Raw genomic sequence first — 12,891 nt, 5'->3', positions numbered from 1 at the left:
GCCCACACAGGCATATAGGAGCGGGCAGGCGGCGCTCCGGTTCACTCGTAAGGGGTGGCACAGCGGCTCCCGTACTGCGGACCGAGTTCCTTCAGGTAGGTCGGGTGGAGGCCTTTGGGCCGGCTTTGCCGGCCATCGCGGCTTAACCGGAGCGCCGGCCGGACGCTCCTACAGGTCCGCGATCTGGCTGGAAGGGAAGTGGCAGGTGAAGGTGCTGCCATGGCCGACCACGCTGCTGATCTCCAGACGCCCGCGGTGGCGCAGTAGCACGTGCTTGACGATCGCCAGGCCCAGGCCCGTGCCGCCGGTGTTGGAGGCGCGGCTCGAATCCACGCGATAGAAGCGCTCGGTCAGCCGCGACAGGTGCTTGGCTTCGATGCCGGGACCCGAATCCTGCACCGTCAGGTGCGCGCCTTGGGCGTCGGCCCACCAGCGGATGCGGATGCTGCCGCCCTCCTGGGTGTACTTGACGGCGTTGAACACCAGGTTGGAGAAGGCGCTGCGCAGCTCGGACTCGCTGCCCTTGAGGCGTACACCCGGCTCGACGTCGAGGCTGATCCGTTGGCCGCGCGGGCCGGACAGCGCCTGGGCGTCGGCCTGGACGGTCTTGAGCAGGGTCTCGACCGCCACGGGCTGGTTGTCGGAGGGGTAGTCGGTGGCTTCGAGCTTGGCCAGCAGCAGCAAGTCGTTGAGCAGCGTCTGCATGCGCGCCCCCTGCTGGCTCATCTGCTGTAGCGCGCGGGCCCAGCGCGGGTTCACGTCGTCGACGTTGTCGAGCAGGGTTTCCAGGTAGCCGGCGATCACGGTCAGTGGGGTGCGCAGCTCGTGGGACACGTTGGCGACGAAGTCCTTGCGCATCTGCTCGAGCTGGTGGATGCGGGTCACGTCGCGCACCAGCATCAGGTGTTCGTTGTTGCCGTAGCGGGTGATGTTCAGCTGCACGCGCAGGCGGTCGTTGATGGGCGAAGGGATTTCCAGAGGCTCGGCGTAGTTTTCCCCTTCGAAGTATTCCTTGAAGCGCGGGTGGCGCACCAGGTTGGTCACCGGCTGGCCGCCGTCCTGCGGGGTCTTGAGGCCGAGCAGGGTTTCCGCGGCGCGGTTCCACCATTCCAGGTTGCCGTCGCTGTCGAGCATGATCACCGCGTCGCGCAGGGCGGCGGTGGACTCCTGGACACGGTCGATCACCGCTTGCAGGCGGCCGCGCACGCGTTGGTCGCGGCGTTGCAGGTGGTAGATGCTGTCGAACACTTCACCCCACAAGCCGTAGCCGTCCGGCGGCGCTTCGTCGGGCTGGTGGTTGCGCAGCCAGGCGTGCAGGCGCAACAGCTGCTTGAGGGTCCAGCCCAGGTACAGCGCCAGCCCGATGGCCAGGCTCCAGCCATACTCGCCGCTCACCAGCCCGCCGAGCAGGCAGAGGGTGGTCAGCACGAGCAGATGGCGAATCAGGGTCGCGTGCCAGTTCTGGTTCAATGGACGGTCCTTGCGCGAGAAACGGGCGGCACGGGCCGCAGGTCAGCTCTTGGTGGAGAAACGGTAGCCAGTGCCGCGAACGGTCTGCACCAGGTTTTCGTAGACCTCGCCGAGGGCCTTGCGCAGGCGGCGGATGTGCACATCGACGGTGCGTTCCTCGACGTATACGTTGCCGCCCCACACCTGGTCGAGCAACTGGCCGCGGGTGTAGGCCCGCTCTTGGTGGGTCATGAAGAACTGCAGCAGGCGGTATTCGGTGGGGCCCATCTCGGCGGGCTTGCCGTCGATGGTCACGCGGTGGCTGATCGGATCGAGCAGCAGACCGCCGATCTCGATGGGCGACTCGCTGTCGGCAGGCCCGGTGCGGCGCAGCACGGCCTTGAGCCGGGCGACCAGCTCGCGGGGCGAGAAGGGCTTGGTGATGTAGTCGTCGGCGCCCACCTCCAGGCCTTGGATCTTGTTGTCCTCTTCGCCCTTGGCCGTGAGCATGATGATCGGGATGGCGCCGGTCAGGTCGTCGCGCTTCAGGCGCCTTGCCAGTTCGATGCCGGAGGTGCCGGGCAGCATCCAGTCGAGCAGGATCAGGTCGGGTTTGCGGTCGACGATGATGGCATGGGCCTGCTGCGAGTTTTCCGCCTCGAGGCATTCGTAGCCGGCCATTTCCAACGCCACGGCGATCATTTCACGAATGGGCGCTTCGTCGTCGACGATCAGAATGCTTCTGCCTGCCATGCTCGAGACCTCTCCTGGGGTGACTGTGTCGTGCAGCGCATTAGATAACGGAATTATTGCAGCTGTGTGACAAACGCCCCGGACCCAGGCCCTTTGCCATCAGCGCAGCACGTAATCCAGCAGCACACCGACGAACACCAGCAACCCGGCCCAATGGTTGTGCAGGAAGGCCTTGAAGCAGGCATCGCGCTCCAGGCTGCGAGTCGACCAGAACTCCCAGGCGAAGCACGTCGCCGCGCCCAGCAGGCCCAGGTGGAACCAGCCGCCCAGCTCGAAGCGGTTGCCCGCCAGCAGCAGGCAGCCCAGCGACAGCAACTGCAAGCTGAGGATGATCGTCCGGTCGGCTTCGCCGAACAGGATCGCCGTGGACTTCACGCCGATCTTCAGGTCGTCGTCGCGATCGACCATGGCGTAGTAGGTGTCGTAGCCGACCGTCCACAACAGGTTGGCGATGTACAGCAGCCAGGCGGCGGCGGGCAGTTCGCCGTTGGCGGCAGTGAAGGCCATGGGAATGCCCCAGGAGTAGGCCGCGCCCAGCACCACCTGCGGGTAATAGGTGTAGCGCTTCATGAACGGATAGCAGGCGGCCAGAGCCAGGGCGCCGAACGACAGCCACACCGTGGTGGCGTTGGTGCACAGCACCAGCGCGAAGCTCAGCCCGACCAGGGTGGCGAACAGGGCCAGGGCTTCGCGCGAGCGGATGCGCCCGGCGGCCAGCGGCCGGTCGGCGGTGCGCTTGACGTGGCCGTCGACCTTGCGGTCGGCGAAGTCGTTGATGCAGCAGCCAGCGGCGCGCATCAGCACCACACCCAGGCCGAAGATCAGCACGTTGGCCAGGCTCGGCGCGCCGTTGCCGGCGATCCATACCGCCGAGAGCGTGGGCCAGAGCAGCAGGTAGATGCCGATCGGGCGGTCCATGCGGCTCAGTTGGATGAAGTCCCACGCGCGGGGGTGCAGGCGGTTGAGCGACTTGAGCAACTGCAGGTACATCAGCGGGCTTCCTTGGCGGCGGCCTGCCACAGGGCAGGCATGAAGATCTCGGCGACCAGCAGGCTCAGGCCGTCGCGCTCGAAACGCGAGCGGCGCGCCCACAGCCCTGCATGGCGGGACTCGGCGGGCAGCCACGCGCTGGGGTAGCGGCACACCTGCAAGGGGTGGCGGACGAAGGCGTCGTCGCTGAACAGCAGCTCGCCCAGCGAACGCGAGCCCAGGGTTTCCAGGTCGAGCCCGCCACGCTCCAGGGCCCCGCGCGCCGCCACGCTGCGGGCGAACACCCAAGGCTGGCCGTGGCCACGCAGGTACACCTCGCGCACCCAGCCCTCGGCACCGGGCGCAAGGTTCAGCGCCTGGCATTCGTCGTCGCGCAATGGCTGCCAGCCCTCGCTCAACGGCGTGACGGAGAAATGCTGCGCCGACAATGCGGTCAGCCGACGGGTCAGCGACCCTTGGTCGAACAACCAATCTAGAAGTGCCGGCGCAGTATCGGGCGGCAGTTGGGTCAGCCACGCGGCAGTGGCTGCTTGCGGGGTGTGGTAAGGCACGTCGGTACGCTGATGGCAGGCCGGAAAGGCGCCGAGCTTAGCATGTTTGCGAGGGTTTCCAGCGCGCGGCCGGGGGCGCGCTGTGCCCTGGGGCACGCTCTCTGGAGCGCCATAACTTGGTGCGTTGGCACTAAAGCTGTCGGGTATGGCAGCTATGGCATTACCTCCCAGCGACAATGCCGGTTCCGGCACTGGCGTGGGTGGGGGGAGCGTGCCATTCTCACTGCCGACTACCGCAGGTTAGAGCCTACGGTGCCTTGGCGCTGCTCCCCCGGGCAGCACGGCATAACAAGAAAAATCCCGTCAATGAGGCTTCACTTATGCGTAAACCCGAACTCGCCGCTGTGATCGCTGAAAAAACCGATTTGACCAAAGAGAAGGCCAATCTGGTACTCAACGTGATTCTCGAGTCGATCACCGGCGCACTGGACAAGGATTCCGTCACCCTGGTGGGTTTTGGCACCTTCGAGAAGCGTCACCGTGGCGCGCGCACCGGCAAGAACCCGCAAACCGGGGAGCCGGTGAAGATCAAGGCCACCAATACCGTCGCCTTCAAACCCGGCAAGACCCTGCGCGAACTGATCAACGTGTCCAGCGACGCGCCTGCCAAGGCCGCCAGCAAGGCAGACGCGAAGGCCAGCGGCAAGGCCGCCGCCCAGCCTGCCAAGGCCAAAGCCGCTTCAAGCGGCAAGGCCAGCAGCCGGGCCAGTAAATAAGTCGGTCTCTGTCACACAGACGAAAACGGGCGCCTACGAGCGCCCGTTTCGTTTTCCTGCATTCGCCCAGCAAACTGGAAGCGCATTCACCTTTTTATGTGGATAGAATGCGCACTTCAGTCACTTTATAGTCGAGAGACGTTAATGAAGTTTCGTTTTCTGTTGTGGGCGATGGGGCTGCTCATGGCGCGTGCCAGCCGTAACAACCCCGCCTTTCAGAAGCAGCTCGAAGGCAAGGACCTGATCTTCCAGATGCAGACCCTGGACGGCAAGATCGCCCGCCACTTCCAGGTCCGCGACCAGCGCATCACCAGCCGTTCGGGCCTGCATACCGCGCCGGCGTTCGCCATCGCCTTCAAGGATGCGGCCTACGGCTTCGCCACTCTGCAAGCCGGCAACAAGCAGCTGGCGTTCATGCAGGGCATTCAGGACAAGGCCATTCAGATCAAGGGCAACCCGGCCCTGGTGATGTGGTTCCAGGGCCTGATGAAATACCTCAAGCCCAGGAAAAGAAGCTGAAGCGCGCCAGTTTCAACTCACTGCGGCGCGTTGAACTGCGAGACCAGCTCGCGTAGCAGCGCTTCGGCGTCTAGCACCCGATTGACCACCTCGTTGGCCTTCTCCCGGGTCAGTGCCAGGCGCGCCAGCAACTCGTCCGGAATCGGCATCTGCGGGCCGGCGCCGATGCCGCGCTCGCGCAGCAGGCGGTTGGCCAGGCAGACCAGGTTGGGGTAGGCGGCGTGCTCGCCGCTGTAGCTGGCGTCGTGCTGGAAGCGCAGCGCGGCGGTCAGCTCTTCGGGCATGTCCCACAGGTTCATCAGCCAGGCGCCTATCTGCTCGCGACTGATGCCCAACAGGTGTTGCTCGACATAGTTGTGCGACAGGTGCGGATTCACCTCCAGGTGGCGGCAGATCAGCGAGAAGTGCGGCGGAAAGACGTGGGCCAGCAGCAGATAGCCGAAGTTGTGCAGCAACCCGGCGAGGTACGTCAGGCCGACTTCCGGCCGGCCATCACGCGGCATGGCACGGCTCAACCCTTCGATGACGGCGGCGGTGTAGATCGCCTGCTGCCAGTAAGGCGTCATCTGCTGCGGCTGGTCCTTGGGCAGGCTCAAGGTCTTGCCCAACGCCAGGCCCAAGGCCAGGTTGATGACCAGGTCGAAGCCCAGCACGCGGACGATGGCGTCCTCCACCGAACGGATCTTGCCCGGCGAGGCGTAATAGGGCGAGGCCGCCCAGCTGACTACCTGCGCGGCCAGGGCCGGGTCGGTTTCCACCACGCTGGTGATGTCGTCGACGCTGGCGTTGGGGTCTACGCGCAACTTGATGATCTTCTGCGCGGTATCGGCCAGCGGCGGAATCTCGATGGTCTGTTCCAGACGCTGCTGGATGCGTCGTGCGGTGAAGGCCTGCACGGCCTGGAAGATTTCCTTGGAGTCGTCGTCTGGGCGATCGAAATTGGGTTGGATGCGCTGCACGTTCTGGCCGAAGCGGCCGGCGCTGGCCTTGGTCAGCAGGCGCTCGAAGGCGTCGCGCGGCAGTTCCAGCAGCAGCCCGGTTTCCCCCGATTCGAGCAACACCGACTCGCCCTTGAGCAGGTTCTGCTCGTACAGGCAGGGCGAACTGGTCAGGGCCGGAATGCCGGGCAGCGCCTTGAGCCTGTGCTTGTCGAGCATGGTCTTGAGCCGTGAACCCGACACCGCCACCAGCTTGCGCCCGGTCAGCTCTTCGAGGCGCTTGAGGTCGAGCAGCTGGCTGTGGGCGAACAGCACCATCAAGGCGCCGACTTCGTCGTCCAGCAGGATCGCCTGCACCCTGCGCTCGGCCGGCAGCGAAGGGTGGTCCTGCACCTCTCGATAGGCCACGCCGAGTTTGTCGAGCAACAGCCGGATCACGGATGGCGCGCGCGGGATTGCGGTGTCGAGGGCAGCTTCAGTCATGGTCGGGTCCAGAGTGTTCCTACAATCGCGAAAATATGACCAGCCGGCTCACCCGGCTGGATCGAGTCTGAGGTGGCCGTCACACCTGGCCATACTGCTGGCCGTGGCGCAGCCAGCGGTCGAGCAAGGGGCTGACGTGCTCGGGCCAGCGTGCGAGCAGCGCCTGCGCCGCGTCGCGCACGGCCGGTAGCAGGTCGGCGTCGCGCATCAGGTCGGCAACCTTGAACTGTAGCAGGCCGGTCTGGCGGGTTCCGAGCATCTCGCCCGGGCCGCGCAGTTCGAGGTCTTTTTCGGCGATGACGAAACCGTCGTTGGTTTCGCGCATGATGCCCAGGCGTTCGCGGCCGATCTGCGACAGCGGCGGGTGGTAGAGCAGCACGCAATGGCTTACGGCGCTGCCCCGACCGACGCGGCCGCGCAACTGGTGCAGTTGCGCCAGACCCAGGCGCTCGGGGTTCTCGATGATCATCAGGCTGGCGTTGGGCACGTCCACACCGACCTCGATGACCGTGGTCGCCACCAGCAGCTGCAGGTTGCCGGCCTTGAACTCGGCCATCACGGCGGCTTTTTCCGCAGGCTTCATGCGGCCATGAATCAACCCGACGCTCAGCTCGCCCAAGGCGCTGCCCAGCTCTTCGAAGGTGCTCTGCGCCGCCTGACAGGTCAGCTCTTCGGACTCTTCGATCAGCGTGCACACCCAATAGGCCTGGCGCCCCTCGGCACAGGCGGCGCGCACCCGCTCGACCACTTCGAAACGCCGGCTGTCGACCACCAGCACGGTGTTGACCGGCGTACGCCCAGGCGGCAGCTCGTCGAGCACCGAGGTGTCGAGGTCGGCATAGGCGCTCATGGCCAAGGTGCGCGGGATGGGCGTGGCGGTCATGATCAGCTGGTGCGGGCACTGCTCGCCGTCCACGCCTTTCTTGCGCAGGGCCAGGCGTTGCTGCACGCCGAAGCGGTGCTGTTCGTCGATGATGGCCAGGGCCAGGCGCTTGAACTTGACCTCCTCCTGGAACAGCGCGTGGGTGCCGACCACCATCGGCGCGCCACCGGCGATCTGCTCAAGCGCGCTGACGCGGGCCTTGCCCTTGAGCTTGCCGGCCAGCCAGGCGACTTCCAGGCCCAGCGGCTCGAACCAGCGCTTGAAGGTGATGTAGTGCTGTTCGGCGAGAATTTCGGTGGGCGCCATCAGCGCCACCTGATAACCGGCCTCCAGCGCTTGCAGCGCGGCGAGCGCTGCCACCACGGTCTTGCCAGCGCCGACGTCGCCTTGCACCAGACGCATCATCGGCTCGTGCAGGCTGAGGTCATAGGCGATTTCGTTGCCGACCCGCTGCTGCGCGCCGGTGGGGGTGAAACCCAGATTGGCCAGGTACTGCGCCGGCAGGCGCGTCGCCCTGGGCAGGACCGGAGCGCGCAGGCTGCGCAGGCTCTCGCGCAGGCGTTGCTGCGACAGCTGATGGGTCAGCAGCTCTTCGAAGGCCAGGCGGTGTTGGGCCCAGTGGTGACCTTCGGCCAGCTCGTCGACGTCGGCGTCGGCGGGCGGGTTGTGCAGGTAGCGGATGGCTTCGTCCAGCGGCGCCAGGTGGTAGTCGCGGATCAGTTCGGCGGGCAACCAGTCGGGCAGGCTGCGCGGGCCGAGCATGGACAGGCTCTGCTGGCACAGGGCGCGCAGGCGCTGCTGGGTCAGGCCCTCGGTGCTCGGGTAGATCGGTGTGAGGGTCTGCTCCACCGGGGGCGAGGTGTCGTCGCCGGTCAGCGCGCGGTATTCGGGGTGGTAGATTTCCAGACCCGAGGCACCGGGCCGCGCTTCGCCGTAGCAGCGCAGGTGGGTGCCGCGCTTGAGGCCTTCCTTCTGCGCATTGCTGAAGTGGTAGAAGCGCAAGGTCAGCGTGCCGCTGCCGTCGCCCAGGCGCACCACGAGGCTGCGGCGCTTGCCCATGGTCACGTCGCTGCCGCTGACCACGCCTTCGACCACCGCGTCCTGGCCCGGACGCAACTCGCCGATGGGCACCACGCGGGTGCGGTCCTGGTAGCGCGCGGGCAGGTGGAAGAGGACGTCCTGCAGGTTTTCCAGGCCGACCTTGGCCAGTTTCTCGGCCATGGCCTCGCCAACGCCCTTGAGCGCGGTGACCGATACGTTCGACAGCTCGCTCATGCTCAGGCCGACTGCTCTGCCGACGGTTTGACCACCGAACACAGGCGGATGGAGTCGGCGAGGATCTCGATCGCCTTGGGCCGCGGGAAGCTGGCGCGCCAGGCGATGGCTACGGTGCGCGTCGGTGCCGGCGCGGTCAGTGGCCGCACCTCGATGACGCCAGGCGCGTAATGGTGGCTGTTGACCGCCGACAGCGGCAGGATCGACACGCCCAGGCCCGAGGCCACCATATGGCGGATGGTCTCCAGCGAACTGGACTCCACAGTGGTATGGCGCGAATCGCCACCCTTGCCCAAGGTCGGGCAGGCTTCCAGCACCTGATCGCGGAAGCAGTGGCCTTCGCCGAGCAGCAGCAGGCTCTTGTCGTTGAGCTCGGAAGCGTCGATGGTCTTGCGCGCGGTCCAGGGGTGGTCGCTGGGCATCAAGGCGTAGAAGGGCTCGTCGTACAGCGGCAGGGTCAGCACGTCGGCCTCGTTGAACGGCAGGGCGATGATCACCGCGTCCAGTTCGCCGTTGCGCAGCTTGTCGCGCAGCACGTGGGTGAAGTTTTCCTCGATGTACAACGGCATCTGCGGCGCGACGCGGTGCAGCTGCGGAATCAGGTGCGGGAACAGGTACGGACCGACGGTGTAGATGGCGCCGACCTTGAGCGGGGCGGTGAGCTGGTTCTTGCCGGCCTGGGCCAGCTCGCGGATGCCCTGGGCCTGCTCCAGGACCTTCTGCGCCTGGGCGACGATGCCCTCACCGACGGGGGTCAGGCGTACGGCGCTCTTGCTGCGCTCGAAGATCAGTACGCCGAGTTCGTCCTCGAGTTTCTTCACGCCCACCGACAGGGTCGGCTGGCTGACGTGGCAGCGCTCGGCGGCGTGGCCGAAGTGCTGTTCCTGGGCGAGGGTGACGATGTAGCGGAGTTCAGTGAGGGTCATAACGTGCGTCCATGAAGTTGCGAGGCCAGCATAGCGGCTGCAATCGATAGACGCACGTTATCAGACCTGCCAATGCATGACAGATCCTGTGTTTCAGCGCCGGTCCAGGGAGTAGACGAACGGCGCCACCACCTCGATGCTGCCGTTGTTCAGCAATTCGGCAGGCGGTTTGGGCAGCGGTTGCGCCCGACGGATCATCTCCAGCGTGGCACGGTCCAGCGCTGCGCTACCCGAACCCCCGGCCAGCGAGAAGGACAGCACCTTACCCTCGGCATCGACCACGAAGCGCAAGCGGTTGATGCCCTGCAGGCCACGACGGCGTGCATCTTCGGGGTAGCGCTTGTAGCGGGCCAGGTGGCGCAGCAGGTCGCTCTGCCAGGTCGGCAGCGCCTTGCTGTTGGAGGCGATGCTCGGCGCCGGGGCAGCCGATTTCTTCGGCGGCTCGGTGCTGGGCGGCGTCTCGGCCACGTGTTCGCTCGGCGGCTCTTCCTTGGGCGGCTCAGGCTTTTTCACAGGCTTGGGCGGCTGTGGCTTGGGCTTGACCTGTGGCTTGGGCGGCTTGGGAATCGCGATCTTGGGCTTGGGCGCCTCGGCGACCTTCGGCAGCGGCGGTTCTTCGACCGGTGTCGGAGGCGGTGGCACCACCTTGGGAGGGGGTGGTGGCGCAGGTTCGGGTAGCGGCGCCAGCTCGACCATCATCGCTGCCGGTGGCAATTCGATGGGCTGGGGCACCGACCAGTCGAGCAGGAGCAGCACGGCAGCGGCATGCAGGCCGAGCACGAGGGCCAGGCTGCCGCCATAACGCGCCAGTGTTCGCCGCGTCTTCGTCATTTCTTCGCTGCCGTCTCTAGACCGACCAGACCGACTTTCAGGTAGCCGGCCGCACGCATGGTGTTCATGACTTCCATCAGGTCACCGTAGTCCACGCCCTTGTCGGCCTGGAAGAAGATGGTGGTTTCCTTGTCGCCCTTGGTCTTGGCGTCGAGCATCGGGCCAAGCTGGGCGTTGGTCGGCACAGGGTCGTCGCCGACGTACAGCTTCTGGTCGGCCTTGACGCTGACGAACACCGGTTTTTCCGGTCGCGGCGCGGGCTTGGCGGTCGAGGCCGGCAGGTCGACCTTGATGTCGACCGTGGCCAGGGGGGCGGCGACCATGAAGATGATCAGCAGCACCAACATGACGTCGATGAACGGCGTGACGTTGATCTCGTGGTTTTCGGCGAGGTCGTCCCCGCCCTCGTTAAGATGCAGGCCCATGGCTTACCCCATTTTCACCATGTGGGGGACGGTGCGCTCGCCCTGGTGGTCGAGGTCGCGGCTGACCAGCAGCAGCACCTGCGCGGAAGCATCGGACACCTGCGCCTTGTAGCCGGCGATGGAGCGGGCGAAGACGTTGTAGATGACCACGGCCGGAATCGCGGCGACCAGGCCCAGAGCGGTGGCCAGCAGCGCTTCGGCGATACCCGGTGCGACCACGGCGAGGTTGGTGGTCTGGGTTTTGGCGATGCCGATGAAGCTGTTCATGATGCCCCACACAGTGCCGAACAGGCCCACGAACGGCGCGGTGGAGCCGATGGTGGCCAATACGCCGGTGCCGTTGCTCATGCTGCGGCCGCTGGCAGCGACCAGACGCTCGAGGCGGAAGCTCACGCGTTCCTTGATGCCTTCCTTCTCGCGGGCGTTGGCCGACAGGCGCATTTCTTCCAGGGCGTCGTGCACCAGGGTATGGGCCAGCGTGCCTTCCTTGCTGGAGACGTCGCTGGCTTCCCGAAGAGTGGCGGATTTTTTCAGCGCGGCGATCTCATGGCGCAGGCGGCGCTTGGCGCCCATCAGCTCGAAGCCTTTGGCGATCCAGATGGTCCAGGTGATCAGCGAAGCGATGGCCAGGCCGATCATGACGATCTTCACTACGATGTCGGCGTTCTTGTACATGCCCCATGGAGACAGGTCGTGGGCCATGCCCAGGCTGGTGTCTTCGACCAGGGCCTGGGTGTCGGCGTCGCCCGCGGAGGCGGCGCTGGCACCTGCTGCCGGAGCGACCGGCGCCTCGGCGGCGGGCGCTTGCGCGGTGGTAGCCGGGGCGCTGGCGGCGGCGGGAGCGGTGTTCGTGGCGGGTTCATCGGCCAGTGCCGCGGGTGCCAGGACCAGGCTGAACATCAGCGCGGCGATGGCGCGCCAGGCACGCGACGGGGTTGGCGAAGCGGAAGGGGAAGTAGGTTTCATGCTGGCCGGACCTGATGAAGAAGAATTGACGTCACCACGGCCTCGCGGAAGGCCGAGAACAAAGAGGGCGCCATTATTGCAATTAATTCTTGTTAACAAAAGTAATAAGGTTTCTTTTTTGTCGGATCGTTGGACCTGGAACCTCAGGTATGGCTAGGCTCAACCTTTGGATTTTGGAGCGGCACCATGTCAGAGCTGTACGCGATGCTTGTAGGATGCGGCGATGTAGGCGGGCGCCTGGCGCGTCGCCTGCTGGCCAAGGGCTGGGCAGTGAGCGGGCTGCGGCGCTCCGTCGAGCGGCTTCCCGCAGGCGTCACGCCGATTCGCGCCGACCTCGAACAGCCCGAACTGCCGGCAGCTTGGCCGGCGCGCTGCCCTGACTACCTGATCTACTGCGTCTCGGCCAATCAGCATGACGAAGCCGGTTACCAAACGGCTTACGTCGAAGGCATGCGCCGGGTGTTGGGTTGGTTGGCAGACCAAGGCCAGCGCCCGCGTCGCCTGCTGTTCGTTTCCAGCAGCAGCGTCTATGCCCAGCAGCAGGGCGAATGGGTCGACGAGGCGTCCGCCACCGAACCCGACGGCTATTCGGGGCGCCTGATGCTCGAAGCCGAGCGGCTGGCGCTGGACAGCGGCATCCCGGCCAGCGTGGTGCGCCTGACCGGCATCTACGGCCCCGGCCGGCAATGGTTGCTCAACCAAGTTCGCCAAGGCTACCAAGTAGCGCAGGAGCCGCCGCTGTACGGCAACCGCATCCATGCCGACGATGCCGCAGGTCTGCTGGCCTTTTTGCTGGAGCAGGACGCCCTGGGCGTGGCGTTGGACGAGCACTACCTGGGCGTCGACGACGCGCCGGCGCCGCTGGCCGAGGTGGTCGCCTGGTTGCGCGAATACATGGGCGTGACGCATTGGTCCGACGAACAACGGGTCAGGCGTTCGGGCAGCAAGCGCTGCAACAACGCCCGGGCCCGTGCCTTGGGCTGGGTGCCGCAGTACCCCAGCTACAAGGAAGGCTATGCAGCGATTCTGCGAGGCGATGAAGGGTAGGGCTTGGCCTGACACTTCTCAGTCAAGCAATCGGGGCCGCTTCGCGACCCATCGCGGCTGAAGCCGCTCCCACAGGATTTGTGGGAGCGGCTTCAGCCGCGATGGGCGCTCCAACAAGTGGAGCCCATACTCCTGTGGG

Annotated in this window: 12 protein-coding genes and 1 pseudogene; 3 read left to right on the top strand and 10 right to left on the bottom strand. The window is 66.0% G+C overall.

Annotated elements, in window-relative coordinates:
* Nucleotides 1-168: 168 nt before the first annotated feature.
* From phoR to ACSMEV_RS03360, 4 genes are all read right to left on the bottom strand, one after another.
* Nucleotides 169-1,470, bottom strand: coding sequence for a phosphate regulon sensor histidine kinase PhoR (gene phoR, locus ACSMEV_RS03375; RefSeq protein WP_459207253.1), 1,302 nt, complete (start codon nucleotides 1,468-1,470; stop codon nucleotides 169-171).
* 42 nt (nucleotides 1,471-1,512) lie between these two features.
* Entirely contained in the window at nucleotides 1,513-2,202 is a 690-nt protein-coding gene (gene phoB, locus ACSMEV_RS03370; RefSeq protein WP_459207252.1) for a phosphate regulon transcriptional regulator PhoB, read from the bottom strand.
* Between the two features lie 99 nt (nucleotides 2,203-2,301).
* Complete coding sequence (gene ubiA / locus ACSMEV_RS03365; protein WP_459207251.1) at nucleotides 2,302-3,192, bottom strand: 4-hydroxybenzoate octaprenyltransferase; 891 nt, start codon at nucleotides 3,190-3,192, stop codon at nucleotides 2,302-2,304.
* A complete protein-coding gene (locus tag ACSMEV_RS03360) occupies nucleotides 3,192-3,743 on the bottom strand; it encodes a chorismate--pyruvate lyase family protein (RefSeq protein ID WP_459207250.1) in 552 nt (183 codons plus the stop codon). Before ACSMEV_RS03360 ends, ubiA begins: the two co-directional genes overlap by 1 nt.
* Before the next feature lie 320 nt (nucleotides 3,744-4,063).
* Between ACSMEV_RS03360 and ACSMEV_RS03355 the strand changes: the two are divergent.
* Together ACSMEV_RS03355 and ACSMEV_RS03350 are read left to right on the top strand one after the other, a co-directional pair.
* Nucleotides 4,064-4,330: pseudogene (locus tag ACSMEV_RS03355) on the top strand (HU family DNA-binding protein); the annotation flags it as partial.
* 273 nt (nucleotides 4,331-4,603) lie between these two features.
* Nucleotides 4,604-4,978, top strand: a complete 375-nt coding sequence (locus ACSMEV_RS03350; protein ID WP_459207249.1) for a helicase — start codon at nucleotides 4,604-4,606, stop codon at nucleotides 4,976-4,978.
* Nucleotides 4,979-4,995: 17 nt separating this feature from the next.
* Here ACSMEV_RS03350 and ACSMEV_RS03345 read toward each other — a convergent pair whose 3' ends face one another.
* The 6 genes from ACSMEV_RS03345 to exbB all read right to left on the bottom strand — a co-directional run bounded on the left by ACSMEV_RS03345 (nucleotide 4,996) and on the right by exbB (nucleotide 11,705).
* Entirely contained in the window at nucleotides 4,996-6,399 is a 1,404-nt protein-coding gene (locus ACSMEV_RS03345) for an HDOD domain-containing protein (protein WP_459207248.1), read from the bottom strand.
* Between the two features lie 79 nt (nucleotides 6,400-6,478).
* A complete protein-coding gene (recG, locus tag ACSMEV_RS03340; RefSeq protein ID WP_459207247.1) occupies nucleotides 6,479-8,557 on the bottom strand; it encodes an ATP-dependent DNA helicase RecG in 2,079 nt (692 codons plus the stop codon).
* Nucleotides 8,558-8,559: 2 nt separating this feature from the next.
* Nucleotides 8,560-9,483: a hydrogen peroxide-inducible genes activator gene (locus ACSMEV_RS03335; RefSeq protein WP_459207246.1), complete on the bottom strand. Its 924-nt coding sequence runs from the start codon at nucleotides 9,481-9,483 to the stop codon at nucleotides 8,560-8,562.
* 93 nt (nucleotides 9,484-9,576) lie between these two features.
* Nucleotides 9,577-10,314: an energy transducer TonB gene (locus ACSMEV_RS03330; protein ID WP_314494645.1), complete on the bottom strand. Its 738-nt coding sequence runs from the start codon at nucleotides 10,312-10,314 to the stop codon at nucleotides 9,577-9,579.
* Nucleotides 10,311-10,739 (bottom strand): TonB system transport protein ExbD, encoded by a 429-nt coding sequence (gene exbD / locus ACSMEV_RS03325; RefSeq protein WP_459207245.1) that lies wholly within the window; start codon nucleotides 10,737-10,739, stop codon nucleotides 10,311-10,313. Before exbD ends, ACSMEV_RS03330 begins: the two co-directional genes overlap by 4 nt.
* Nucleotides 10,740-10,742: 3 nt before the next feature.
* Complete coding sequence (gene exbB / locus ACSMEV_RS03320) at nucleotides 10,743-11,705, bottom strand: tonB-system energizer ExbB (RefSeq protein ID WP_459207244.1); 963 nt, start codon at nucleotides 11,703-11,705, stop codon at nucleotides 10,743-10,745.
* A gap of 186 nt (nucleotides 11,706-11,891) precedes the next feature.
* On the opposite strand from exbB, the gene ACSMEV_RS03315 reads away from it, so the two are divergent.
* Entirely contained in the window at nucleotides 11,892-12,752 is an 861-nt protein-coding gene (locus tag ACSMEV_RS03315) for an SDR family oxidoreductase (protein WP_459207243.1), read from the top strand.
* Nucleotides 12,753-12,891 lie beyond the last annotated feature (139 nt).

The sequence above is a fragment of the Pseudomonas sp. MLB6B genome (assembly GCF_054508135.1).
This window is presented reverse-complemented; position numbering and strand designations above follow the sequence as displayed.

What these genes read in the sequence shown, in the direction of transcription:
- phoB (WP_459207252.1), bottom strand. Translation starts at nt 2,202, where the DNA reads ATGGCAGGCAGAAGCATTCTGATCGTCGACGACGAAGCGCCCATTCGT.
- ubiA (WP_459207251.1), bottom strand. Translation starts at nt 3,192, where the DNA reads ATGTACCTGCAGTTGCTCAAGTCGCTCAACCGCCTGCACCCCCGCGCG.
- ACSMEV_RS03350 (WP_459207249.1), top strand. Translation starts at nt 4,604, where the DNA reads ATGAAGTTTCGTTTTCTGTTGTGGGCGATGGGGCTGCTCATGGCGCGT.
- ACSMEV_RS03345 (WP_459207248.1), bottom strand. Translation starts at nt 6,399, where the DNA reads ATGACTGAAGCTGCCCTCGACACCGCAATCCCGCGCGCGCCATCCGTG.
- recG (WP_459207247.1), bottom strand. Translation starts at nt 8,557, where the DNA reads ATGAGCGAGCTGTCGAACGTATCGGTCACCGCGCTCAAGGGCGTTGGC.
- ACSMEV_RS03335 (WP_459207246.1), bottom strand. Translation starts at nt 9,483, where the DNA reads ATGACCCTCACTGAACTCCGCTACATCGTCACCCTCGCCCAGGAACAG.
- ACSMEV_RS03330 (WP_314494645.1), bottom strand. Translation starts at nt 10,314, where the DNA reads ATGACGAAGACGCGGCGAACACTGGCGCGTTATGGCGGCAGCCTGGCC.
- exbD (WP_459207245.1), bottom strand. Translation starts at nt 10,739, where the DNA reads ATGGGCCTGCATCTTAACGAGGGCGGGGACGACCTCGCCGAAAACCAC.
- exbB (WP_459207244.1), bottom strand. Translation starts at nt 11,705, where the DNA reads ATGAAACCTACTTCCCCTTCCGCTTCGCCAACCCCGTCGCGTGCCTGG.
- ACSMEV_RS03315 (WP_459207243.1), top strand. Translation starts at nt 11,892, where the DNA reads ATGTCAGAGCTGTACGCGATGCTTGTAGGATGCGGCGATGTAGGCGGG.